Below are 23729 nucleotides of genomic sequence, written 5' to 3' on the forward strand. Positions count from 1 at the left end.
GCCTCGCCTTTTCCGCCGGGCTACCCGGAGACGCCGAGCTTCTCCAGGATCAGCTCGCGGGCCCGGCCGGCGTCGGCCTTGCCCCGGCTGGCCTTCATGACGCCGCCGACGAGCGCGCCGACCGCCGCGACCTTGCCGCCGCGGACCTTCTCCACCGCGGCGGCGTTGTCGGCCAGCACCTGGTCGATGATCGCCGACAGCTCGCCCTCGTCGTTGACGATCTGCAGCCCGCGGGCGGCGACCACCTCGTCCGGGGAGCCCTCGCCGTTCAGCACGCCCTCCAGCACCTGGCGGGCCAGCTTGTCGTTGAGCGCCCCCCCGGCGACCATCGCGCACACCCGGGCGATCTGGTCGGGGGTGATCGGCAGCGCGACCAGCGCGACCCCGGCCTCGTTGGCCCGGCGGGCCAGCTCGCCCATCCACCACTTGCGGGCGTCCGCCGGCGGGGCGCCGACGGCGACCGTCGCCTCGACCAGGTCGATGGCGTCGACGTTGTGCATGGACTCCATGTCCAGGTCGGACACGCCCCACTCCTGCTGGAGCCGCTTGCGCCGCAGGCGCGGCAGCTCGGGCAGCGCGGCCTTCAGCGTGGCCACCCACCCGGGGTCCGGCGCGATCGGCACCAGGTCGGGCTCGGGGAAGTAGCGGTAGTCCTGCGCCTCCTCCTTGGACCGGCCCGAGGTGGTGGTGCCGGTGTCCTCGTGGAAGTGCCTGGTCTCCTGCACGATCCTGCCGCCGCCCGCCAGGATCGCGGCCTGGCGCTCGATCTCGCCGCGGACCGAGCGCTCGACGCTGCGCAGCGAGTTGACGTTCTTGGTCTCGGTGCGGGTGCCCCACTCCACCGAGCCGCGCGGCATGAGGGAGACGTTCACGTCACACCGCATGGAGCCCTCCTCCATGCGCACGTCGGAGACGCCGAGCGTGCGCAGTACCTCGCGCAGCTCGGTGGCGTAGGCTCGGGCGGCCTCGGGGGCGAGCCGGTCGGTGCCGGAGATGGGCTTGGTGACGATCTCCACCAGCGGGATGCCGGCACGGTTGTAGTCGACGATCGAGTAGTCGGCGCCGTGGATACGGCCGGTCGCCCCGCCCACGTGGGTGGACTTGCCGGTGTCCTCCTCCAGGTGGACCCGCTCGATCTCGATGCGCACGGTCCGGCCGTCCACCTCGACGTCGAGGTAGCCGTCGAAGCAGAGCGGCTCGTCGTACTGGCTGATCTGGTAGTTCTTCGGCATGTCCGGATAGAAGTAGTTCTTCCGGGCGAAGCGGCACCACTCGGCGATCGAGCAGTTGAGGGCCAGGCCGATGCGGATCGTCGACTCGATCGCGGCGGCGTTGGTCGTCGGCAGCGCCCCCGGCAGGGCCAGGCAGACCGGGCAGACCTGGGTGTTCGGCGGGGCGCCGAACGTGGCCGGGCAGCCGCAGAACATCTTCGACGCCGTACCCAGCTCGACGTGCGTCTCCAGGCCCAGCACCGGCTCGAAGCGCTCCAGCGCCTCGTCGTACGGCATCAGCGTCTCCGCGCTCATCGGTCGTTCACCACTCTGCTCACAGGTAACCAAGTCCTTTCAATGCGTTCCTCGTCTCGGCGACCCAGTTCGCGTACGCGGGCACCTGGGCCAGGACGGCGAGGTCGATGTTGCGTCCTATGTACTCGAAGTAGTCGCGGATCGGTTTGCCCCGCCGGGGAACGGTCGCCGCCAGGATCCCGGACGGGTCGGCGATCCGCTCGACGTCACGCGGCCGGGCGGGCAGCAGGCTCAGGTCGCTGCCCGCCAGCCCGGCCCACACGCCGCGGTCGGCGAGCAGCCAGACCTCGGTGTTCCCCAGGCCGATGACCGGCACCAGATAGTGCGAGTGGTAGCGGACGCCCTCGGCCTTGCCGCGCGCCCGCTCGTCGTCGTGGGTGAAGAGCAGGTGGCAGTCGGCCGCCAGCTCCTCCAGCGCCGTGACCATGTGCTCACGGTCGCACGCGACGATCTCGGTCGCCTCCACGTCGACGGTGTGCGGCGACATCCAGGTGAGCTCGCGGAGCTGGCGGGAGATCACCACTCCGAGGAAACCCTCGTCGGCCTCGCACTCGGCGATCAGCCCGGGGACCAGCGGGCGGCTCATGCCGCGGCCTCCAGATATCTGCGGACCTGCCGGGGCGAGACGAACGTGCCCGGCTCACCGTCCGGCTGGATCGGCTTGGCCACGGTCACCCGCGACACCCGGTCCCCGTCGGGGTCGACGCGGACCGCGGTGTCCAGGAAGATCAGCGCGTCCGGGTCCGTCCGGTAGCCCTCGGCGACCACCACCGGGGAGTGGCTGGTGAGGATCACCTGCCGGAACGGCCGATCTCCCCCGGGCTCGGCGATCCGGTGCCGGATCCGCCGCAGCAGCTCGCCCAGCCGCCTGGGGTGCACGCCGTTCTCGATCTCCTCGACCAGCAGGGTTCCCGGATGGTCCGGATCGTGCAGGGCGGTGAGCAGGCCGAGCACCCGCAGGGTCCCGTCCGACAGCAGCGCGGACGGCACGCTCCCCTGACCGTCCACCACCAGGTCGAAGGCGCACTCCTCCCGGTCGAGCCTGGGCGCCAGCGCGACCACGTCGGGCACGACGCCCGCGAGGTCGGCCACGAGGTCGGCGAGCGCCGCCGACCCCGCCATCCGCCCGAGCACCGCGGCGAGGTTGCGTCCGTCCGCCGCGAGCGGACCCCGCTCCGCCGGAGAGCACCGACACCGCATCGCCTGCGGCGACAGGGCGTAGCGGTGCCACGACTGGACCGTACGGCGAGGCGTCACCCCCGGCTCCGGATCCTCCACGATGAACTCCAGCAGCTCCTCCGGGAGGTGGTGGGCCACGTGACTGACCACGGCCCCGCTGGACCGGGGGATGCGGAGCACCATCTCGGCCCCCACGTCGAACCGGATCGGCAGCACCGCACCGGGCTCGGGGGCGACCAGGGCCTCCACCGAGACGGCGAACCCGGGCACGGGGGCGCCTCGCGCGACCCGGTGGAACTGCTCGGCGGGCAGCCCCCTGCCCGCCGAGAGCAGGCCGCCGGAACCGGTGATCTCGTCGGCGACGAAGCCGAGCGCGTCGAACAGGTTCGACTTGCCGCTGGCGTTGGGGCCGACCAGCGCGAGGAAGGGCGGCACGTCGAGGACGAAGTTCAAGAAGGACTTGAACCCGTCGATCTCGATCCGAGTGATCATGCCACCGTTCCCCCTGTCTCCCCGCTTCCGCCCTGTCCTTTCGGAAAAAGCCCTACAGCACCGGAGCCCTGGACAGCAGGGCGCCGCCCCAGCGGGCTTCGAGAGCGCCCTCCACGGCCGCGGCCACCCGGTAGCAGCGGTCGTCGCCGAGCACCGGGGCCATGATCTGCAGACCCACCGGCAGCCCGTCCTCGTCCGCCAGGCCGCACGGCACCGAGATGGCCGCGTTGCCCGCCAGGTTGGTCGGGATGGTGCACAGGTCGGCGAGGTACATCGCCATGGGGTCGTCGGCCCGCTCGCCGATCGGGAACGCCGTGGTCGGCGTGGTCGGCGAGATGAGCACGTCCACCTGCTGGAAGGCCGCCTCGAAGTCGCGCGCGATCAGCGTGCGGACCTTCTGCGCCTGGCCGTAGTAGGCGTCGTAGTAACCGCTGGACAGCGCGTAGGTGCCCAGGATGATGCGCCGCTTGACCTCGGCGCCGAACCCGGCGGCCCTGGTCAGCGCCATGACCTCCTCGGCGCTCCGCGTGCCGTCGTCGCCGACGCGCAGGCCGTACCGCATGGCGTCGAAACGGGCCAGGTTGGACGAGGCCTCCGACGGGGCGATCAGGTAGTAGGCCGGCAGGGCGGTGGTGAACGACGGGCAGGAGACCTCGACGACCTTGGCGCCGAGCGACTCCAGCAGTTCGACGCTCTCGTGGAAGCGGGCCAGCACCCCCGCCTGGTAGCCGTCGCCGCCGAACTCCCTGACCACGCCGACACGGAGCCCCGCCACGTCACCGTGGCGCGCCGCCTCGACGACCGAGGGCACCGGGGCGTCGATGGAGGTCGCGTCCATGACGTCGTGGCCGGAGAACGCCTCGTGCAGGAGCGCGGCGTCCATCACGTTGCGGGCGAAGGGGCCGGGCGTGTCCAGCGAGCTGGCGAAGGCGATCACGCCGTAGCGGGACGAGCCGCCGTAGGTCGGCTTCATGCCGACGATGCCGGTGACCGCGGCGGGCTGGCGGATCGAGCCGCCGGTGTCGGTGCCGGTGGACAGCGGGGCCTCGTAGGCCGCGACCGCGGCGGACGAGCCGCCGGAGGAGCCGCCCGGGACGCGGGACGGGTCCCACGGGTTGCGGGTGGGGCCGTAGGCGGAGTTCTCGGTGGAGGAGCCCATCGCGAACTCGTCGAGGTTGGTCTTGCCCAGGATCACCAGGCCGGCCTCGCGCAGACGCCGGGTCACGGTCGCGTCGTACGGCGGGCGGTAGCCCTCAAGGATCCTGGAGCCGGCCGTGGTCGGCATGTCCGTGGTGGTGAAGACGTCCTTGTGCGCGATCGGCACACCGGCGAGCGGGCCGAGGTCCTCCCCTGCGGCCCGGCGGGCGTCGACCTCGCGGGCCTGCCGCAGGGTCGTCTCCGCGTCGACGTGCAGGAAGGCGTTGATCCGCGGCTCCACCGCGGCGATCCGGTCGAGGTGCGCCTGGGCGACCTCGACGGCCGAGACCTCACCACCCGTGACCAGTGCGCCGAGCTCGGCTGCGGACTTGTGGACGAGGCTCATGCTTCCTCCCCGAGGATGCGCGGAACACGGAAGCGGCCGTCCTCGACGGCGGGGGCCGCGGCCAGCGCCCGGTCGGGCGTCAGGCCGGGCCGCACCTCGTCGGGACGGTAGACGTTGGTGAGCGGGAGCGCGTGCGAGGACGGCGGGATGTCGTCGGCCGCCACCTCGGCGACGCGGGCGACCGCACCGATGATCTGATCGAGCTGCGCGGCGAAGTGGTCGAGTTCCTCGTCGGCCAGCGCCAGCCGGGACAGCCGGGCGAGGTGAGCGACCTCATCGCGGGTTATGGCGGACATGAGTCGTTGAACCCGTTTCATGAATGGCAATTGGACACTGTCATCCTAGGGCTCGTGACCTGACGTGCCCGACTCATTGTTTCCCCGGCACCTCGGCGAGGGGTGCCGAACGGCCCCGCGAAGGTGTGGAGCGGGGCGTCCGAAGATCCGGCGACACCTGGAGGGGGATGTCCGAAGACCCGGTGGAGACGCGGAACGGGGCGCCGGAGGGTCAGAGCGCCTTGGCCGGGCGGAGCAGGCCGAGGCCCGAGGCCGAAGGGTCCCGGTGCTCGCTGAGCCAGACGGTGGCGTCGGCGGCGGACATGGGTTCGGCGAACAACCAGCCCTGGGCCAGCTCGCAGCCCATGTCGGCCAGGCGGGCGGCCACCTCGTCCGACTCGACGCCCTCGGCGACCGAGCGGAGCCCCAGGGAGCGGACCAGGTCCACGATGGAGCGGACGATCCGCTCGTCGTCCTTGGACTCGACGATCCGGCGGACGAACGAGGCGTCGATCTTGACCTCGGAGACCGGCAGCCGCTGCAGGCGGACCAGCGACGAGTAGCCGGTGCCGAAGTCGTCCAGCGCGAGCTGGACGCCGAGTGCGGCCAGGGCGCGGACCGCGTCGGCGGTGTACGCCTGGTCGGTCATCAGCACACGCTCGGTGACCTCCAGCTGGATCGCCTTCGGCGGCAGCCGGTAGTGGGCCAGGCCCGCCCCCAGCCGTTCGGGAAGGGCCGAGTCGAGCAGATCGCGGGCGGAGACGTTGACGGAGATCTGCTCGCGCAGGCCGGCACGCCACCAGCGGGCGGCCTGCTCCAGGGCGGCGTCGATGACGTACTGCGTCAGAAGGTGCATCAGATAGGACTGCTCGGCCATCGGCACGAACTCGCCCGGCGAGATCATCCCTCGCTCGGGGTGGCGCCACCTCAGCAGCGCCTCCACCCCGCGCACCTGCCCTCCGACCAGGTCCAGCTTGGGCTGGTAGTGGAGCCGCAGCTCCGAGCGGTCGATGGCCCTGCGCAGGTCACCGAGGAGGTTGAGCCGCTCGGGACTGTTGCGGTCCTTGTCGGCGACGTAGATCTCGACGCCGGTGCGGCCCTCCTTGGCGAGGTACATCGCCACGTCGGAGCGCTGCATCAGCAGCTCGAAGTCCGGCGCGTGGTCGGGGTGGAGGGCGATGCCGACCGAGGCGTCCAGGTCGAAGGTCATGCCCTCCAGGCGGACCGGCTCGGTGAGGGCCACCCGGAGTCGCGCGGCCACCTCCCGGGCCGCGGCGGCGTCCCTGACCGAGGGCAGCAGCACCGCGAACTCGTCACCGCCGAGCCTGGCCACCACGTCGCCCGGCCGTACGCTGTGGGTGAGCCGATGCGCCACGATCTGCAGCAGCCGGTCGCCGACCGGGTGGCCGAGGGTGTCGTTGACCTCCTTGAACCGGTCGAGGTCGAGCAGGAGCAGGCCGACCCGCTCGCCCGGTCGCGCCTCGGCGAGCGCCTCCTCGGTGCTGACCACGAGCATCTTGCGGTTGGGCAGCCCGGTGAGCCCGTCGTGCGTCGCCTGGTGGTCGCGGCGGACCGACAGGGTCGCGGTGAAGTAGACGGCGGCCATCGGCGCGACGAAGAGCGGCACCAGCGCCGGGGAGTGGTTCATCACCACCACGACCAGCGGGGCCAGGCCGAGCAACCCGGTGTAGACCAGGCTCTGGTGGCCGATGGTGGTCCTGATCACCCGGTGGATCGACCGCCGCTCGTGCAGCGCCACCGCGCCGGAGACCAGCAGCGCCCGGACCCCGAAGTAGGCGAGCCCCGCCAGCACGATCGCCGGCATGTCGTTCCCCTCGGGCACCCAGGGGACGCCCGAGGCCCGGCGTCCGCCGACCACGCCGAGCACCGCACCGGCCGCGGCGCAGGCCAGCGTCGCCTGCGCGATGTTGAACATGATCCGGTGCCACGCCCTGCGGGTGACCGCGGCGTTGACCACGATGCCGACCGCCTGCGCCAGCACCGCGACCGGCAGCCCGTAGTGGAGCAGGGCGGCGAAGACGAACATCGTCGACGGGTAGGTGCCGCCCACCGTCATCGACGACGACAGCATCACCGGCCGCAGCTCGCCCAGCACGACCAGGACCGTCAGCATCCAGAAGAGCGGGCTGCGGACGAGGCCCGCCAACTGCTCCGAGCCGATCAGCCACGGCGCCACCGCGAGGACGATGAACCCGGTCGTGATGACGGCGGCGAGATAGGCCCACAGGGGTGAGCCCACGCGCGGTCCGGTGTCGCGTGTGTCGTTTGGGTCGGCCATGAGTAACAAAACCCCCATTAGTTCACTATGGGAGAGTACGGCCTCTGGGCCACTTCGCGAAACCGGTTGCGCACGTTCCGTTACCGGTCATTTGGGGCGCCTGTCGCGGTACGACGGCTCCCCTCCCGCCGCTTCCGCCGGGCGACGGCTACTCCTCCGCGGTGACCGTCAGCGCCCCCGCGGCCTCGGGGCCCTCGGCCAGCAGAACCTGGAAACCGTTCTCTTCGAGCACCGGAACACCGAGTTTGACCGCCTTGTCGAGCTTGGATCCGGCGTTCTCCCCCACCACCACGAAGGAGGTCTTCTTCGACACCGAGCTCGACACCTTGCCCCCCCTGGCGGCGAGGGCCGCACCGGCCTCGTCCCTGGTGAAGGCCGCCAGCGTGCCGGTCACCACGAAGGTGAGACCGGCCAGGGTCTGCGGGAGCCGCTCGGCCGGCGGCTCGTCCTCCATGCGGACCCCCGCCGCCTTCCAGCGGTCGATGATCTCCCGGTGCCAGTCGACCTCGAACCAGTCGCGGATCGCGGCGGCCACCCGCGGGCCGACCCCCTCCACCGCGGCCAGCTCCTCCTCCGAGGCCGCCGCGATCGCGTCCACGGAACGGAACTCGGCGGCGATGGCCTGGGCGGTGGGCGGCCCGACATGCCGGATGGAGAGCGCGACCAGCACCCGCCAGACCGGCTGGTCCTTGGCCCTCTCCAGCTCCTCCAGCATCTTCTCGGCGTTCTTGCTCGGCTCGCCGCTCTGGTTGGCGAAGAAGGAGACGACCTTGGGCTCACCGGTCTCCGGGTCGGCCTTGGGCAGCCCGGTGTCGGCGTCGCGGACCACCGACCGGATCGGCAGCAGCCGGTCCATGGTCAGGTCGAACAGGTCGGCCTCGGTGCGGACCGGCGGCTCCTGCGGCGGCAGCGGCTGGGTCAGCGCGGTGGCCGCCACATAACCCAGCCCCTCGATGTCGAAGGCCCTGCGCCCGGCGGCGAAGAAGATCCGCTCACGGAGCTGGGCCGGGCACGCCCTGGTGTTGGGGCAGCGCAGGTCGGCGTCGCCCTCCCTCTCATAGGCCAGCTCGGTGCCGCACTCCGGGCAGCGCGTCGGCATGGTGAACTCACGCTCGGTGCCGTCACGCAGGTCGGCGACCGGCCCGACGATCTCCGGGATGACGTCGCCCGCCTTGCGCAGCACCACGGTGTCGCCGATGCGGACCCCCTTGCGCGCGACCTCCGAGCCGTTGTGCAACGTGGCGCGCTCGACCGTGGAACCGGCGACCACGATCGGCTCCATGACGCCGTACGGCGTGACCCGGCCGGTGCGGCCGATCCCCACCTGGATGTCCCTGAGCTTGGTGTTGACCTCCTCGGGCGGGTATTTGTAGGCGATCGCCCAGCGAGGCGCCCGGCTGGTGGAACCCAGGTTGTGCTGGATCTCGACGCGGTCCACCTTCACCACGACACCGTCGATCTCGTAGGCGGGGTCGTGGCGGTGCTCCCGGTAGAACTCGATGAAGGCGCCGATGCCGTCGAGGTCGTCGACGACCCGGTAGAGGTCGCTGACCGGCAGGCCGAACTCCCCGAGCCGCCGGTAGACCTCGGAGTGGGTCCGGGGCGGAGCGGCCCCCTCCCAGCTGCCGACACCGTGGACGATCATGTGCAGCGGGCGCTGCGCGGTGATCCTGGGGTCCTTCTGCCGTAGCGATCCCGCGGCCGAGTTACGCGGGTTGGCGAACGGCGGCCTGCCCGCCTCAAGCAGCTGCTCGTTGAGCCTGGCGAACCCATCGACCGGTATGTAGACCTCGCCCCGCACCTCAAGCAGCGTGGGCACGCCGGCGCCGGCCAGCCGGTGCGGCACATCCGCGATGGTGCGCACGTTGGCCGTCACGTCGTCGCCCACCCGGCCGTCACCCCGGGTCGCGGCCCTGACGAGGCGGCCCTGCTCATACAGGAGCGAGATGGCCAGGCCGTCCACCTTCAGCTCGCACAGATAGGGGGCCGGGTCGTGCTCGGCCAGCCGCTCGGCCCGCGCCTGCCAGGAGACGATCTCGTCGAGGCTGAACGCGTTGTCCAGGCTCTCCATCCGCCTCAGATGGGCGACCGGCGCGAAATCAGTGGAGATCGGCGCGCCGACCTTCTGCGTCGGCGAGTCGGGCGTGCGCAGACTGGGATGATCCTCCTCAAGGCGCTGCAGCTCGCGCATCCACGTGTCGTACTGGGCGTCGCTCGCGGTAGGCGTGTCGAGCACGTAGTAACGCCAGTTGGCCTCGTCGACCAACTCGGCCAGCTCGGCGTGCCGCTCCAACGCCGCCACCGGCACACCCTCGACCTCGGCACCCATCGCCGGCTCTCCCCTCGTCAACCACAACCGAGGGAAACGCTATCGCCGGGCACCGACAGTACGGGACGGCCTTACCCGTAGATGGCCAACGCCCGGGAGATCACTCGGATGCGGGGAAGGTCACTCACCCGGATCGTCCCGCAGCACGCGGGCCGCCTCCCGGCACCTGGCCAGGGCCGCCCTGGCGTAGCCGGGTGAGGCTCCGGCCAGCCCGCAGGCGGGGGTGAGCACGACCTGCGAGGCCAGGCCGGCGACGGGGAAGCCGAGGCGGCGCCAGAGCCCGACCGCGGGTTTGGCGACCACCCCGACATCGGGCAGCGGGGCGTCGACGGCGGGCACGACGCCGAGGAGCAGCGCGATCCCGGCCTCGATCGACTCGCCGATCACGTCCTCGTCGCGCCGCCTGAGCAGGGAGGCGTCCAGCGAGACGCCGTCGACCCCCGCCCGGCGCAGGACGTCGAAGGGGACGGAGGGCGCACAGCAGTGCACGACGGTGAACGCCCCCGCCGGGAGCACGGCGCCGAGCCGGTCGGTGACGACCGGGGCGTCGATCGCCGGCAGCCGCCCGAACCCCGAGGCGGTCGGCACCGTACCCGCCAGGACGGCGGGCAGCCCCGGCTCGTCGAGCTGGACCACGATCCGCGAGGCGCCGGGCACCCGCCCGCGGACGTCGGCGACGTGCGCGGCGAGCCCCTCGGCGTAGGACTCCACCAGATCACGCACCGCCCCGGGGTCGGCGAGTGTCTTGTCGCCGTGGCGCAGCTCGATCGCCCCGGCCAGCGTCCACGGCCCCGCCACCTGAACCTTGAAGGGGCCCTCGTGCCCCTGGGCCGTCTCCTCCAGCGCGTCGAGGTCGCGCAGGAGATGGTCACGGGCCCGCTTGGAGTCGCGTCCCGGCCGGTCGGCGAAGCGCCAGCCCGACGGCTGCACCTCCACCGGCAGCTCCACCAGCAGCGAGGCGGTCCGGCCGATCATGTCGGCGCCGACGCCCCTGGCGGGCAGCTCCGGAAGGTACGGCAGCGCGGGCACCTCGCCGAAGACGACCCTGACCGCCTCCGCGTGGTCCTCTCCCGGATGCGACCCGACACCGGTCGCGGTCGACTCGTCCCACGGATATTCACTCATGCCGGCTCCCAGCCACGCTCGTCGAGGCACGGACGGCCGTCACCGCGCGGACCGGCCCGCCCGCCTCGATCGTTCACGGCTGCCAGCTTAGGACCGCCGGGCACCCCTCCGGCCTAGGCTGGGATCTTGGCCTCCTTCCCAGGGCTGAGCCCGGGGTCCTCACGCTCAAGGAGTTTCGATGAAGCTGACGAAGTTCGGGCACGCGTGCGTCCGCCTTGAGAGGGAGGGGTCGATCCTGGTGATCGACCCGGGAGCCCTCAGCGAGGAGGCCGCGCTGGACGGCGCGGCGACCGTCCTGATCACCCACGAGCACTTCGACCACGTGGAGGCCGGCCGGCTGCGCAGGGCGGCCCAGGCCAACCCGTCGCTGGAGATCTGGACCAACGAGGCCGTGGCCGCCGCCCTGGCCGGCGTCCCGGCGAACATCCAGGTCGTACGGCACGGCGACACCTTCGACACGGCCGGCTTCGGGGTGCGGGTCGTCGGCGAGTGGCACGCGCCGAACCATCCCGACCTGCCGATCGTACGGAACGTCGGTTTCCTGGTGGACGAGGAGGTCTTCTACCCGGGCGACGCCTTCACCCCGCCCGGGGTCGAGGTCCCCACCCTGCTCGTGCCGACCAACGCGCCGTGGATGAAAGCGCTGGAGATGGTGGAGTATCTCCGCCTGATCCGCCCGGCCAGGGCCTTCTCCACCCACGACGGCCTGCTCAACGAGGTCGGCCTCGGCCTGATCGACACCTGGCTGGGCATGGAGTCCGACCTGCAGAAGGCGGAGATGCGCCGTCTGAAGCCGGGCGAGTCCGTCACCCTGCCCTGAACGCCCTCCCCGCCCCGGAGGTCACCGCCCGCCGGATCACCCTTCCCGGAGGTCCCCGTCCGCCGGGGCGCGGTTCCGGGCGGGGCCGGGGACCGGGTCAGGCCGCCCTGGCGATGGTCGCCGATCCGATCACGGTGTCTCCCAGGTAGAGCACGGCCGCCTGCCCGGCCGCGACCCCGGTGGCGGGGGCGTCCAGCGTGAGGTGGACCTCCTCATCGGAGAGCAGCGCCAGGCAGCCGTAGACCTCTCCGTGCGCGCGGAGCTGGACCGTGCAGGCCAGCGGCTCACGCGGCTCGGCGACCGGGCCGTTCCACACCGGGCGCTCCGCCACGATGGTCGTGACCTCCAGGGCCGAGCGCGGGCCGACGGTGACCGTGTTGGAGACCGGTTCGATGGACAGCACGTAGCGTGGGCGGCCGTCGGCGGCCGGACGGTCGATGTGCAGGCCCTTGCGCTGGCCGACGGTGAAGCCGTACGCCCCCTCGTGCGCGCCGATCACCTCGCCGGACTCGTCGACGATGGGCCCCTGGGCCGCGCCGAGGCGTGCCTCCAGGAAGCCTCGGGTGTCGCCGTCGGCGATGAAGCAGATGTCGTGACTGTCGGGCTTGTTCGCCACCATGAGCCCGCGCCTCGCGGCCTCCTCGCGGACCTGCGCCTTGGTCGAGTCGCCCAGCGGGAAGACGGCGTGCCTGAGCTGCTCCCTGGTGAGCACGCCGAGCACGTAGGACTGGTCCTTGCCCCCGTCGGGGCTGCGGCTCAGCACGCCGTCGGCGATCCGCGCGTGGTGCCCGGTGGCCACCGCGTCGAAGCCGAGCGCGAGGGCCCGCTCCAGGACCGCCTCGAACTTGATCTTCTCGTTGCACCGCAGGCACGGGTTGGGCGTCCGGCCCGCGGCGTACTCGCTGACGAAGTCCTCGACCACGTCCCGGTGGAACCGTTCGGCCATGTCCCAGATGTAGAAGGGGATGCCGATCACGTCGGCGGCCCTGCGGGCGTCCCGCGAGTCCTCGACCGTACAGCACCCCCGGGCGCCGGTCCGATACGACTGCGGGTTGGCGGAGAGCGCCAGATGCACGCCGGTGACGTCGTGGCCCGCCTCGGCGACGCGGGCGGCCGCCACTGCGGAGTCGACGCCGCCGGACATGGCGGCAAGCACGCGAAGTCTCATAACACCCCTGAGCGTACCCGCGTCGGCCACCCGCGCGTCGGCCTGGAACGGGCTCGGAGGTCGGGTCAGCTGAGGCCCGCGCGGCGGGCGCGCTCGACGACCGTGCCGATCACGGCGACCACCCGGTCCACGTCGGCCTCGGTCGAGGTGTGACCGAGCGAGAAGCGGAGCGAGCCCCGCGCCCGGACCGCGCCGGCGCCCATGGCGAGCAGGACGTGGGACGGTTGTGCCACCCCCGCCGAGCACGCCGACCCGGTGGAGCACTCCACGCCCTTGGCGTCCAGGAGCATGAGCAGCGCGTCCCCCTCGCAGCCGGGGAAGGAGAAGTGCGCGTTGCCGGGGAGCCGGTCCACCGGGTCGCCGTTGAGCGTCACGTCGGGCACGGCCTGGCGGACCCCGCGGATCAGGTCGTCGCGGAGCCCGGCGAGCCGGGCGGAGGTCTCGGCCCGGCGGCTCACCGCGATCCGCACCGCCGCGGCGAACCCGGCCAGGGAGGGGGCGTCGAGGGTACCGGAGCGCACGTCGCGCTCCTGACCGCCGCCGTGCAGCACCGGCACGGGGTCGACGCCCCGGGCGAGCAGCAGCGCGCCGACGCCCATCGGGCCGCCGACCTTGTGGCCGGAGAGGGTCAGCGCGTCCACCCCGGAGTCGGCGAACACGACGGGAAGCTGGCCGATGGCCTGGACCGCGTCGGTGTGGAAGGGGATGCCGTGGTCGCGGGCGATCGCGGCGAGCACGCGGACCCCCTGGACGGTGCCGACCTCGTTGTTGGCCCACATGACGCTGACCAGGGCCACACTGTCCGGGTCGCGCTCGACGGCGGCGCGGAGGGTCCGCGGATGCACGCGGCCGAACTCGTCGACGTCGAGCGGTTCGACGACGGCGTCCTGGTGGTCGCCCAGCCAGTACGCGGGGTCGAGCACGGCGTGGTGCTCGACGGCGCTGATCAGGATCCGGTTCGCGCCCTTGGCGCGACGCGCCCAGTAGAGGCCCTTGACGGCCAGGTTGTCGGCCTCGGTGCCGCCGGAGGTGAACACGACCTCGCTGGGCCTGGCGCCGAGCGCGTCCGCGATGCTCTCCCGCGACTCCTCCACGACCCTGCGGGTGCGGCGGCCCGCGGTGTGCAGCGACGACGCGTTGCCGGCCTGATCGAGTTGGGCGACCATCGCCTCGATCGCCTCGGGAAGCATCGGCGTGGTCGCCGCATGATCGAGATAGGCGGACTCCACTACCGCACTCCCCTTCCCCGGACCGGTGATGGCCTTTCAAGGGTATCGGTGGTCAAGGAGAAGGCCGCCCCCGCATTTGCCGGTTAACGAGCGGACCGTCCGCGCATTTGACCACTAAACCGTCCGGACGGTACAGTAACGGACATGAAGCGGGAGGGGTTGCTGGACGCGGCGGAGGATCTGCTCTGCGACCAGGGCTCCCAGGCTCTGACCCTGTCGGCCGTCGCCGAACGCGCCGGATGCAGCAAGGGCGGCCTGCTCTACCACTTCGGCACCAAGGAAGCCCTGATCAAGGGCATGGTCGAGCGACTGATCGCGGATTTCGACGAGCTCGTCGCCGCTCAGGGCCACAACACCTACACCAAGAGCTATCTGGCGGCCACGTTCGCCGCCGTGCGGAGCGGCAGGCTGCGGCGGTGGGCCGTGGTCACCGGGGCCTCGGGCAACCCCTACCTGCTCGCCCCGCTGCGCGAGGCGATGGCCCGGTGGCACCGCGAGGGGCTCGCCGGCGAGCCCGACCCGGCGGCGGCGCAGATCGTCCGCCTCGCGTGCGAGGGACTGTGGGACGTGGCCAGCCATGACCCCGGTCTCTACAACGACGAGCACTACGCCGAGCTGAAACGGCGTCTGCTGGGCCTGCTGCCCGCCTGACGGGCGGAATCTCCCGGAGAACTGGCGGTCGCTCCCGCGCGTGCGGAAGCGACCGACTTCGGTGTGCCCGCTTACCGAACTTTTAAAACACGTTGTGAAGGGATTGACGTTGACTTCCTCCCCACGGCTGAAGCCGGGGGATCCCCCCCTCACGGGGTGGGGTTCCTGCTTCACCGCCAGGTGCCCGCCGGGCTCGCGCCCTTGAGGTCCTACCCCGGCTCCACAGGCGTTTCACCTCTCCGCTAGCCCGGCGGCGAGGAAACACCCGACCACGCTCCGGTGACTTGGTTATCGCCACCACCGGACAACCTAGCAGCCCGTACGGCGCTGTACCGGCTTTCCTCCCCAGGCCCAAAGCCCAGGGCCTCCAACCTCAAGGAGTTTCGATGACCCGCGACCTGAGGACGGCTCGCACCGGAGCGGTTCTCACATTCATGCTGGCCGGGCTGCTGTGCGGATCGATGACCGTGCGTATTCCAGCGCTGTCCGACAAACTCGGCCTGTCCGAGGCGTCGATCGGCGTCACCCTCCTGGTGTGGGGCCTGGGCGCGCTGGTGACCATGCAGTCGATGCGCGGGGTGATGACGCGCTTCGGCAGCCGGAGCATTCTGCGGGTCGGCGCTCCCCTCTGTGCGATCACCCTGGCGCTGCTGGCGTTCGCCCCGAGCTTCCCGTCGCTGCTGGTCGCCGCCGGTCTCTTCGGCATGGCGTTCGGCGCGGTGGACGTCGCGATGAACGCGCAGGGCTCGACGGTGGAGCGTGCCTACGGCCGGCCGCTGATGAACGGCATGCACGCGGGCTGGTGTGTGGGGGCGATCTCCGCGGGCCTGGTCGGCGCCGCGGCCATCTCGGCGGGACTGTCGTTCACCGCCCACCTGTCCCTGGTCTCCCTGGTCACGCTCCCCCTGCTGATCTTCATCAGCCGCACCTACCTGCCCGACCCCGTCGTGGCCAGGGGGGCGGCGACGGCCCGTCGCCGCATGCCGCCGGTGGTCTACCTGCTCGGCGTGATCGCCTTCTGCGCGTTCATGGTCGAGGGCACGGTCGCCGACTGGAACGGACTGTACCTGCGCGACGTGCTCGGCGCCCCCGAGGCGCTGGCCGCGCTGGGCTACCCGATCTTCGAGGCGGGCATGCTGTTCGGCCGCCTCACCGGTGACCGGGCACGGGCCCGCTTCGGCGCCCGCAGCATGATCATCATCGCCGGTCTTGCCACCGCCGCCACCTTCGCCGTGGTCCTCATGGCCCCGACCGCCCTGATCGCGGTCTCCGCCATGCTCTTCGTGGGTGTCGCGGTGGCGACGGTCTCCCCGATGGCCATGTCCCTGGCGGGCGAGGCGGTCGGCAACCCGGGTCCGGCCATCGCCCAGACCAGCGCGATGGGCTACGCGGGACTGCTACTCGGCCCGGTGATCATCGGTTTCCTCTCCGACGTGACCGACTTGAGGACCGCGCTCGGCATCGCCATCGCACTCGGCGTCCTGATCACCCTGTTCGCCCGATTCCTCCCACGTCCGGGCGCCACAGCCACCCACCGGCAGCAGGCCCGGGAGCAGGAACTGTCCATGGCGGCCTGACCGCCGGACCGCCACTCCCATGGGCCCCTGGCCAACCCGGAGATCGGCGAGCGCGAGGTCCTGGCCGCGACGCTCGACGCCGACGCCGCGGCCGATCACGACTACGTCCAGCCGTCCGGGAAGCCGATGAACGCCCGGCTGGAGGCCCGGCGCCGCGGTGGCCCGGCCCGTCTGCCCACCGTCACGCCTCCGGCCGACGTGCCGTCCAGCGAGGTCATCCCGCTGGTCCCCCACGGCCCCTTGGTCCGCGACCATTGCCAGAGAAGGCACGGAACGCGAGATCATGACACGTTGTTCCCCTCGCCTCCCGCCGACCAGCGAGGCGATGCTCCGACGGGCGACGATCGGCACGCTGTCGCGAATCACCGACGTCATCCCGCTCAGCGGCCAGGACTCCGTCCGCTGGAATGGATCGCCGAACCCCGCGATCACCTCTCAAACACCCGCTCAGGCTATATGCGAACGCAAGCTTGTAGGGCATCCCCACACCCTGACCTTCCTTACCGGATGAGACAGTGCCCACTCTTCACACCTTCAATAGCATCGAAATGCGACCGGGAGCGGGGCGTCTCCCGCTCAACGGGCAGGACCACAATCGAGGAAGCCAGCCGTTACCCAAGACGTGTGACAATCGCTGAAGCGCTTGAGTCGACTTCCGTACGATACACATCAGCAGGTGAACTCCGCGCGAGGAGTTCGCGGTCGTGCGCACGCCGGGCCTCCTGCCCGGTGGGCGCGAGGCCGATCCACAGCATGTTTCAATCGTTTGGCCGAATGTCGACCCCGCCGTCCGCCAAGATATTCCTTGGCCCCCACCTGTGCCGGAACGCTTCGTGCGGTACTTCAATGAAACTTCAACCGGTACAGGTGAGAAGATCTCCGTGCCGTACAACGGCGGCGACAAGCCGCCCTCCCAAAAGGGCACCTGCTCCGTCCGCGCCAAGCCGCATGCGTCCGAAGGGCGGGTGAACGCGGGGCTGGGGAGTCGGCGCGCGCCGCCAAGTCCAGACTACTGCCCGCTTCGTGTGGGTCGGCTCGCCAAAGCGGGCTCGTGCCCAAACTCCGCGAAGCAGGATGAAAAACTCAGCGCAGCCAGGAGATTTACATAACGGTTTGACATCTTCCCTTGGCCCAGGTTTCTTTTTCCGGAGAATGTAAAGAGTGACGAGACGCGTCGTGTTGCGAGTGGGAATAGTCCTGGCCATCGTCAGCGCAAGCACACTGACGATGGCGCTCACGATGTCCGGGCTGGAAGCAGCCGACAAGCTGGGCAGCGTGATAGGCGCGATCGTCAGCACGGTAGGTCTGGTCACGGCGACCTTCATAACACCGCAGAGCGACGATGGGCCTGTCGAATCGCCCTCGGAAAGGGAGGGAACCGGCCGGAGAGCGGAGGGCGTCTCCCGTTTGGCGCTGCAGAGAATGTTCTCCCCTCGGGAACTGTGCTGGTTCATACCAATATTCGTCGGAACCGGCCTCGGCGGAGTCGTTTTTCTCGCGCATTACTCCAAAAACGGCGTGAACGAGCCTCTGCTGCTCGCAGGTCTGGCCATCTCATTCTCGATCGCGCTTTTCTATCGCCCCAGAGCTCCCCGTACCACCGTGGAAAGACGGAGCCTCTGGTGGATGCTGTCGGCGTCGGCGGCCATAGGAGTCCTTCTCGCGTCAACGGTGTGGTTCATTCTCCACAAGCCCGACAGAAGTGTTACGGGGATCGCGGAATTCAATGTCAAAGAAATGAAAGAGGGGGATAGTGCTCAGATAACTTTTTCCAGCCCGCCCGCAGGCTATGAGAACCTCGCCCTCACTCTCAGCCTTACCAATCTGGATTCAACGGGTAACTGCGTCGTACCGGCACGGCTCGAAGTCACCCCTGAGGTGGTTGGGGTTCCGGGGCAAATCTCCTCACGCTCCTCCGTGAAGGATGTTTCCTCCGGGAAGGAGGTTCGGCTACCTGTCGCCGGAATCGAGCGTGGAGGACACATCCTCGTCACCCTGAATAAGGTCAACAAAGGCTGCAAGGTCAAACCGGAAGTCTCCGAAGCCGTCCTTTTCAACTAAGAACCCGAGGTAATTCATGATTCGTTCCCTACGATACGTCGCCCTCGGAGTTGTCCTTCTCTCCGCCGCCTGCGCTTCCACTCCAGGCTCTTCTCCTCCCCTCTCTGGGGCTCCTCGCCCTCTGACTCTCACACCGGGTGCGCACGTTAACATCGGCATTGTCACGGACCACCCCGGCTTCTCACTCGTGGAGCAGGGAAACCCTAGCGGGAACGATGGATTCGATCTGCAGTTGGCCGATTGGCTGCTCAGAGAACTGAAAATCGAAAAAGAAAACGTTCCCATCTCCCTTAAGGAAAGGGTGAGCAAGCTCCGGCAGAGAGAGGTCAGCCCGGGAGGGGTCAGCATGGTTGTGGCAACCTTCTCCATGACCGATGACCGTCGAAAGCTAGTGGACTTCGTCGGTCCATATCTGATAACAAAGCAGGGAGTAATGGTCCGTGCCGACAACAGCACGATCAAGGATGTTGACGACCTGAAAAACACGGGAAAAAACGTATGCACCATAGCCGAAACAACAGGAAACGACAAGCTCAAGAAGGCCGAAACCAGTGGGAGCAATATCTTTGTCACCACCAAGCCCTCTTTGAAGGACTGCATGGAATCACTCATCGATGGAGACGTTGAAGCGGTCTCCACCGACCAGATCGTCCTGTACGGATTCGCGCAGAGCAAAACATATAAAGACCATGTAAAAGTACTGAGCGACATCTCCTTTGGGGACGAGGAAAATTACGGGATCGGCATCCCCAACAACTCCCACGCGGACTGTGAAGTCATAAAGGAGAAGCTGGAAAAATTCCTCAACGACGAATGGAAAAGCTTCTTCGACGACAATTTTCCCGATATTCCCAATAGTGATTACATCAACTATCGCCCCACCAAGACCGACGAATGCGAAAACGGCACATAAACCATGAGAGGAGCTCCCCTCCGCGCTTGACGGGTTCGACATCGAGCCCCTGACCGGCGGCACGCTCCCGCACCTCGGCAACCTCCACCTCTACAAGACGATGTACGGCCCCGCCGAAGGCTGGGAACTCCGGGCCCACGCCACGTGGCCGTGGCCTGCGACTTCAGGTGAAGAAAGCCTCAATCGGCACCAAAAGACACGATCGCCCCACCGGAGACCACCTCTCTCCCGGGTGGTCCCACCAGACGACCGACCCCCCGCACGAGAGCCTCGCCCACATCCTGGCCGCCAGCGGATACGCCTTTCACCGAGTCGATACCGAGCACCGCAAGACGCCGCTGTGGCCCTCACCGGCCACATCCTTGGGCTGTCGTCACGGGCGTCATACCCGCCTCGGGAAAGACCGGCGTCGGCTGCGCCGTCCGCGAGGCCCGGGAGGAGGTCGGTGTCACCATCGCCCCCGGCCGTCCGCGACCGGCCGTCGTGGTCCATCACCTGCGAAGGCCGGCCGCGAGTCGGGCTCTTCTTCGCCGTCGGCATCTGGGACGGCGAGGTGGTCAACGCCGAGCCGAGCAGGTGCGCCAAGGTCGAATGGGCGCCCATCGACATGCTCCCGGGCAACACCGTCCCGTACACCGCCACCGGAGCCGGCTTCTACCGCATCGGCATCGGGATCAGCGTACATGGCTGGTCTGAGGCGGAAACGACGCAGGAAGGCCCCAGCGCGGGTACACGGCGTGACAAGACTGTCCCCTTGCCCGCATACACTCGGTGCGCATACGGTCACGGTGAGGAAACAAGGGCGGGTGACGGTGGGGAGAAGCTCGTGGGAAAGCACGACGACGGCAAAGGCCCCCAGGACAGGGATCTCGACCTGTCGGAGATCGTCCACAGCCCCGACCGGAAGCGCGACCCCGTAGGCGAGCACGCCGGTGAGGGCAAGGGCAAGGACGGCGGTAAGTAGTGCCCGGGGTTCCCGAGCGCGTCGAGCGCCTGATCGCTTCCCTGGGCCGCCTGGAGGAGCCGGTCGTGCAGGCGATGCGAGCGGTGCCCCGCCATGACTTCGTCCCGGAGCTGGCGATGGTTCCGCACGACGGGAGCCTTCGCGTCATCGACCGGAACACCGACTCGGAGGCGTGGTGGGAGGCGGTCTACCGTGACGAGTCGATCGTCACCCAGCTCAGCGACGGCGCGCTGGCCATCACCGACCTGGCCGGCGTCGACGGTGTCGTGGAGCTGCCCGCCGGGGCCGATTACACCTCCTCCTCGTCGGCGCCCAGCACCGTGGCCGGGCTGTTGAACCTGCTGGAGGCCGAACCGGGTCACCGGGTGCTGGAGGTCGGCACCGGCACCGGATGGACGGCCGCGCTGCTCGCGCATCTGACCGGCGGCAGCGGGCAGGTCATCTCGATCGAGGTCGATCCGGCGGTGGCCGAACAGGCCGCCAAGCACCTCGCCTCCACTGGTAACGACCGGGTGCGCCTGGTCGTCGGCGACGGCGCCCGGGGCCATCCCGAAGGCGAACCGTACGACCGGGTGCATGTGACCTGCGGGGTACGCGCGGTGCCGTACGCCTGGGTGCGACAGGCCAGGCCCGGCGGCGTGGTCGTCGCCCCGTACGTCCCCGGGTTCGGCACCGGCCACGAACTACGGCTCGTCGTCACCCCCGGCGGGCTCGCGCACGGCCGCTTCCCCGGGTTCGCCTCCTACATGGTCATGCGCTCCCAGCGCCTCCCGCCTGGAGGCGTCCTGAGCCACACACGAGACCACCGAGCCGGCGTCACGGCGGTGGACCCGCGCACCATCGGCCACGCCCCGGCCGGGGCCGATCTGGCGATCGCCGCGCTGACCGGCCTGTACTCACGCAATCTGATCTGGGACGACGCCTACCGGCTGTGGGTGTTCGAGCCCGCCACGCCCCGGGCCGCCGCGGTGACCTGGCGGCCGGGCCAGGCCGAGTTCGAGGTCCGCCAGTACGGCGACCGTCCCGTCTGGGACGAGGTCGTCGCCGCCTACTTCCAGTGGGTCGCCTGGGGAGAGCCGGACCGCGGCCGGTTCGGCATGACCGTCGCTCCCGAGGGGCAGCGAATATGGCTGGACGAGCCCAGCCGGACGATCGGCTGACCCGCCCGGTCTTCACCGCCGATGATCGACCGGAGAAATGCCCCGTCCTCCCGGAAGCGAACAAGCAAGCGCCTGCGCGGAGGTTCCGCGCATGACGCGGCCACCTGTCCGTACCGAATGTAACGATCCCGTGTCCGGCCCACCGCGCGAGCCCGTGATCGGCTGATTTGGCCGCCGAGCGGCTCGGCAGCGACAAGGACTCTCCGCAGTGCCCGGAAGACGCGGAACGGCGCCGCACCCCCGGAAAAGGTGCGGCGCCGTCCCGGCCGTGCCGTCGCCCGCCGTTCACGCACGGGGCGCGCGGCGCCTGGCGGCGCCCGGATGACCTCCAGCGGACGCCCGACGGCGTCTGATAGCGCCTGCTGACGGCCGCCCGGCGCCCCGGTGGGCGCGCCCAACATCGCCCAGGCGGCTACTTGCGCTTGGTGACCTCGTCGGTGAGCTGCGGGACGACCTGGTTCAGGTCACCCACGACGCCGAAGTCGGCGAGCTCGAAGATCGGAGCCTCGGCGTCCTTGTTGATCGCGACGATCGTCTTGGCGGTCTGCATGCCGGCCCGGTGCTGGATGGCGCCGGAGATGCCCGCCGCGATGTAGAGCTGGGGCGACACGGTCTTGCCGGTCTGGCCGATCTGGAACTGGTGGGGGTACCAGCCGACGTCGGTGGCGGCGCGGGAGGCGCCGACGGCCGCGCCGAGCGAGTCGGCCAGCTTCTCGATGATGGCGAAGTTCTCCGCCGAACCCACGCCACGGCCGCCGGAGACCACGATCGCGGCCTCGGTGAGCTCGGGACGCGCCCCCTTCGCCTCCTTGACGCGTTCCACGATCCTGGCGGCCTTGGCCGCGTCGGAGAGGGTCACCGAGACCTGCTCCTCGGCGCCCGCGCCCGTGGCGGCCTCGATCGGCGTCGAGTTGGGGCGGACCGCGACGATCGGGGTGCCCTTGGTGACACGCGACCGGACGTTGACGCCGCCACCGAAGATCGGCTGCTCGGCGACCATGCCGTCCTGGACGCCCACGACGTCGGTGAGCACCCCGGAGTCGATCTTGATGGCCAGCCGCCCGGCGATCTCCTTCGCCTCGGCCGTCGCGGCGACCAGCACCGCGGCCGGGGACTTCTCCGAGACGAGCCGGGCCAGCAGCTCCGCCTTGGGAGCGACGACGTAGTCGCCGATGTCGGCGGAGTCCGCGACGTAGACCTTCTCGGCGCCGTACTCGGCCAGCTTGGCCCTGGCGTCGGGAGAGTATCCGGCCCCCGCCCAGACCGCCGACGGCGCGCCCAGACTCCGGGCGAGCGTCAGCAGTTCGAGCGTGACCTTCTTGACCTGACCTTCGACGTGCTCGACCAGAACGAGAATCTCAGACATATCAGCTAACCCCCGTTCTCAGACGAACTTCTTCGACGCGAGGAAGTCGGCGGTCTTCACGCCGCCGTCGCCCTCGTCCTTGACGATCGTGCCGGACGCGCGGGGCGGGGCCGTGGCGAAGTCGGCGACCTCGCTCCAGGAGTTGGCCAGGCCCACCTGGGATGCGTCGATACCGGCGTCGGCGACGCCCAGCTTCTCGACCGGCTTCTTCTTGGCGGCCATGATGCCCTTGAAGGAGGGGTAACGCGGCTCGTTGATCTTCTCGACCACGGAGACCACCGCGGGCAGCGTGGCCTCCACCCTGTCGTAACCGTAGTCGGTGACGCGCTGGACGGCGATCGCCTCTTTGTTCACCTCGACCTTGTTGGCGAAGGTGAGCTGCGGCACGCCGAGGCGCTCGGCCAGCATGGCCGCGAGCACGCCGGTGCGGGCGTCGGTCGACTCGGAGCCGAGCACGACCAGGTCGAACCCGATCTTCTTGAGGGTCTGCGCCAGGGCGTAGGAGGTGCCCAGGGCGTCGGACCCGTGCAGCGCGTCGTCCACCAGGTGGACGGCCTTGTCCGCGCCCATGGCCAGGGCCTTGCGGATGGTGTCGGCGGCCCTGTCGGGCCCCATGGTGAGAACGGTCACCTCACCGCCGTGCGCCTCTTTCAGGCGCAGGGCCTCTTCGACCGCGTATTCGCACAGCTCGTTGATGACGCCGTCGGCGGCGTCACGGTCGAGCGTCTTGTCATCGGACCTCAGCTTGCGCTCGGTCGCAGTGTCGGGGACCTGCTTCACGCAGACGACGATGTTCATGACCGGTGGCCGACCTCCCGTGTTCGCGTACGCCCCGCATCGCTGCGGTTGGCGTCGAATGCTCGGTACGTGCACGCGGGGCACGCGCACGTGATGCCAAGACTGCCAGGTGCCCAAGGGTGGTGTGGCAGTTGGGTGGACCGGCCGGGCCATACCCGCCCCTGCCCCTCCGACACCATGTTACCCATCAGTAATTTAGGCGCAAACCACCGAGCCGTACGGCCCGCACCGAAAAACCACACGCCCGCCTGATC

The 23729-nt window shown here is 69.9% G+C and carries 19 protein-coding genes; 7 read left to right on the forward strand and 12 right to left on the reverse strand.

Translation table 11 applies throughout. The features are described 5' to 3' along the window. Positions 1 to 20: 20 nt before the first annotated feature. The 8 genes from gatB to ABZ194_RS11465 all read right to left on the reverse strand — a co-directional run bounded on the left by gatB (position 21) and on the right by ABZ194_RS11465 (position 10768). A complete protein-coding gene (gene gatB / locus ABZ194_RS11430) occupies positions 21 to 1526 on the reverse strand; it encodes an Asp-tRNA(Asn)/Glu-tRNA(Gln) amidotransferase subunit GatB (RefSeq protein ID WP_355594917.1) in 1506 nt (501 codons plus the stop codon). Positions 1527 to 1545: 19 nt separating this feature from the next. Further along, positions 1546 to 2112 (reverse strand): hypothetical protein, encoded by a 567-nt coding sequence (locus ABZ194_RS11435; RefSeq protein WP_355594919.1) that lies wholly within the window; start codon positions 2110 to 2112, stop codon positions 1546 to 1548. Further along, a complete protein-coding gene (locus ABZ194_RS11440) occupies positions 2109 to 3197 on the reverse strand; it encodes an AAA family ATPase (protein WP_355594921.1) in 1089 nt (362 codons plus the stop codon). Before ABZ194_RS11440 ends, ABZ194_RS11435 begins: the two co-directional genes overlap by 4 nt. A gap of 52 nt (positions 3198 to 3249) precedes the next feature. Next, entirely contained in the window at positions 3250 to 4740 is a 1491-nt protein-coding gene (gene gatA / locus ABZ194_RS11445; RefSeq protein WP_355594923.1) for an Asp-tRNA(Asn)/Glu-tRNA(Gln) amidotransferase subunit GatA, read from the reverse strand. Beyond that, a complete protein-coding gene (gene gatC / locus ABZ194_RS11450) occupies positions 4737 to 5036 on the reverse strand; it encodes an Asp-tRNA(Asn)/Glu-tRNA(Gln) amidotransferase subunit GatC (protein WP_355594925.1) in 300 nt (99 codons plus the stop codon). The genes gatA and gatC overlap by 4 nt, the downstream gene beginning before the upstream one ends. A 211-nt stretch (positions 5037 to 5247) precedes the next feature. Next, on the reverse strand, positions 5248 to 7314 hold the full coding sequence (locus ABZ194_RS11455) for an EAL domain-containing protein (RefSeq protein WP_355594927.1): 2067 nt from the start codon (positions 7312 to 7314) through the stop codon (positions 5248 to 5250). Positions 7315 to 7462: 148 nt separating this feature from the next. Continuing rightward, entirely contained in the window at positions 7463 to 9643 is a 2181-nt protein-coding gene (gene ligA, locus ABZ194_RS11460; RefSeq protein ID WP_355594929.1) for an NAD-dependent DNA ligase LigA, read from the reverse strand. 120 nt (positions 9644 to 9763) lie between these two features. After that, positions 9764 to 10768 (reverse strand): methionine synthase, encoded by a 1005-nt coding sequence (locus tag ABZ194_RS11465; RefSeq protein WP_355594931.1) that lies wholly within the window; start codon positions 10766 to 10768, stop codon positions 9764 to 9766. A 178-nt stretch (positions 10769 to 10946) separates the two neighbouring features. On the opposite strand from ABZ194_RS11465, the gene ABZ194_RS11470 reads away from it, so the two are divergent. Further along, entirely contained in the window at positions 10947 to 11588 is a 642-nt protein-coding gene (locus ABZ194_RS11470; RefSeq protein ID WP_355594933.1) for an MBL fold metallo-hydrolase, read from the forward strand. Between the two features lie 97 nt (positions 11589 to 11685). Here ABZ194_RS11470 and mnmA read toward each other — a convergent pair whose 3' ends face one another. Both mnmA and ABZ194_RS11480 read right to left on the reverse strand, forming a co-directional pair. Further along, positions 11686 to 12756: a tRNA 2-thiouridine(34) synthase MnmA gene (gene mnmA, locus ABZ194_RS11475; RefSeq protein ID WP_355594935.1), complete on the reverse strand. Its 1071-nt coding sequence runs from the start codon at positions 12754 to 12756 to the stop codon at positions 11686 to 11688. Positions 12757 to 12821: 65 nt separating this feature from the next. After that, on the reverse strand, positions 12822 to 13985 hold the full coding sequence (locus ABZ194_RS11480; protein WP_355594937.1) for a cysteine desulfurase family protein: 1164 nt from the start codon (positions 13983 to 13985) through the stop codon (positions 12822 to 12824). A gap of 144 nt (positions 13986 to 14129) precedes the next feature. On the opposite strand from ABZ194_RS11480, the gene ABZ194_RS11485 reads away from it, so the two are divergent. From ABZ194_RS11485 to ABZ194_RS11510, 6 genes are all read left to right on the forward strand, one after another. Further along, the gene (locus tag ABZ194_RS11485) at positions 14130 to 14636 is read left to right on the forward strand and encodes a TetR/AcrR family transcriptional regulator (RefSeq protein WP_355594939.1); all 507 of its coding nucleotides are present in this window, start codon (positions 14130 to 14132) and stop codon (positions 14634 to 14636) included. A 386-nt stretch (positions 14637 to 15022) separates the two neighbouring features. Continuing rightward, on the forward strand, positions 15023 to 16213 hold the full coding sequence (locus ABZ194_RS11490) for an MFS transporter (protein WP_355594941.1): 1191 nt from the start codon (positions 15023 to 15025) through the stop codon (positions 16211 to 16213). A gap of 1161 nt (positions 16214 to 17374) precedes the next feature. Next, a complete protein-coding gene (locus ABZ194_RS11495; RefSeq protein WP_355594943.1) occupies positions 17375 to 18274 on the forward strand; it encodes a hypothetical protein in 900 nt (299 codons plus the stop codon). A gap of 16 nt (positions 18275 to 18290) precedes the next feature. Beyond that, positions 18291 to 19187: a transporter substrate-binding domain-containing protein gene (locus tag ABZ194_RS11500; RefSeq protein WP_355594945.1), complete on the forward strand. Its 897-nt coding sequence runs from the start codon at positions 18291 to 18293 to the stop codon at positions 19185 to 19187. A gap of 445 nt (positions 19188 to 19632) precedes the next feature. Beyond that, entirely contained in the window at positions 19633 to 20151 is a 519-nt protein-coding gene (locus ABZ194_RS11505) for a hypothetical protein (RefSeq protein WP_355594947.1), read from the forward strand. Further along, on the forward strand, positions 20151 to 21311 hold the full coding sequence (locus ABZ194_RS11510; RefSeq protein ID WP_355594949.1) for a methyltransferase domain-containing protein: 1161 nt from the start codon (positions 20151 to 20153) through the stop codon (positions 21309 to 21311). The genes ABZ194_RS11505 and ABZ194_RS11510 overlap by 1 nt, the downstream gene beginning before the upstream one ends. 412 nt (positions 21312 to 21723) lie before the next feature. Here the strand turns inward: ABZ194_RS11510 and ABZ194_RS11515 are convergent, their stop codons facing one another. Next, the gene (locus ABZ194_RS11515; RefSeq protein ID WP_355594951.1) at positions 21724 to 22677 is read right to left on the reverse strand and encodes an electron transfer flavoprotein subunit alpha/FixB family protein; all 954 of its coding nucleotides are present in this window, start codon (positions 22675 to 22677) and stop codon (positions 21724 to 21726) included. An 18-nt stretch (positions 22678 to 22695) separates the two neighbouring features. Further along, on the reverse strand, positions 22696 to 23475 hold the full coding sequence (locus tag ABZ194_RS11520; RefSeq protein ID WP_355594953.1) for an electron transfer flavoprotein subunit beta/FixA family protein: 780 nt from the start codon (positions 23473 to 23475) through the stop codon (positions 22696 to 22698). Positions 23476 to 23729 lie beyond the last annotated feature (254 nt).

This window comes from Streptosporangium sp. NPDC006007 (genome assembly GCF_040614315.1).
Taxonomy (GTDB): domain Bacteria; phylum Actinomycetota; class Actinomycetes; order Streptosporangiales; family Streptosporangiaceae; genus Streptosporangium.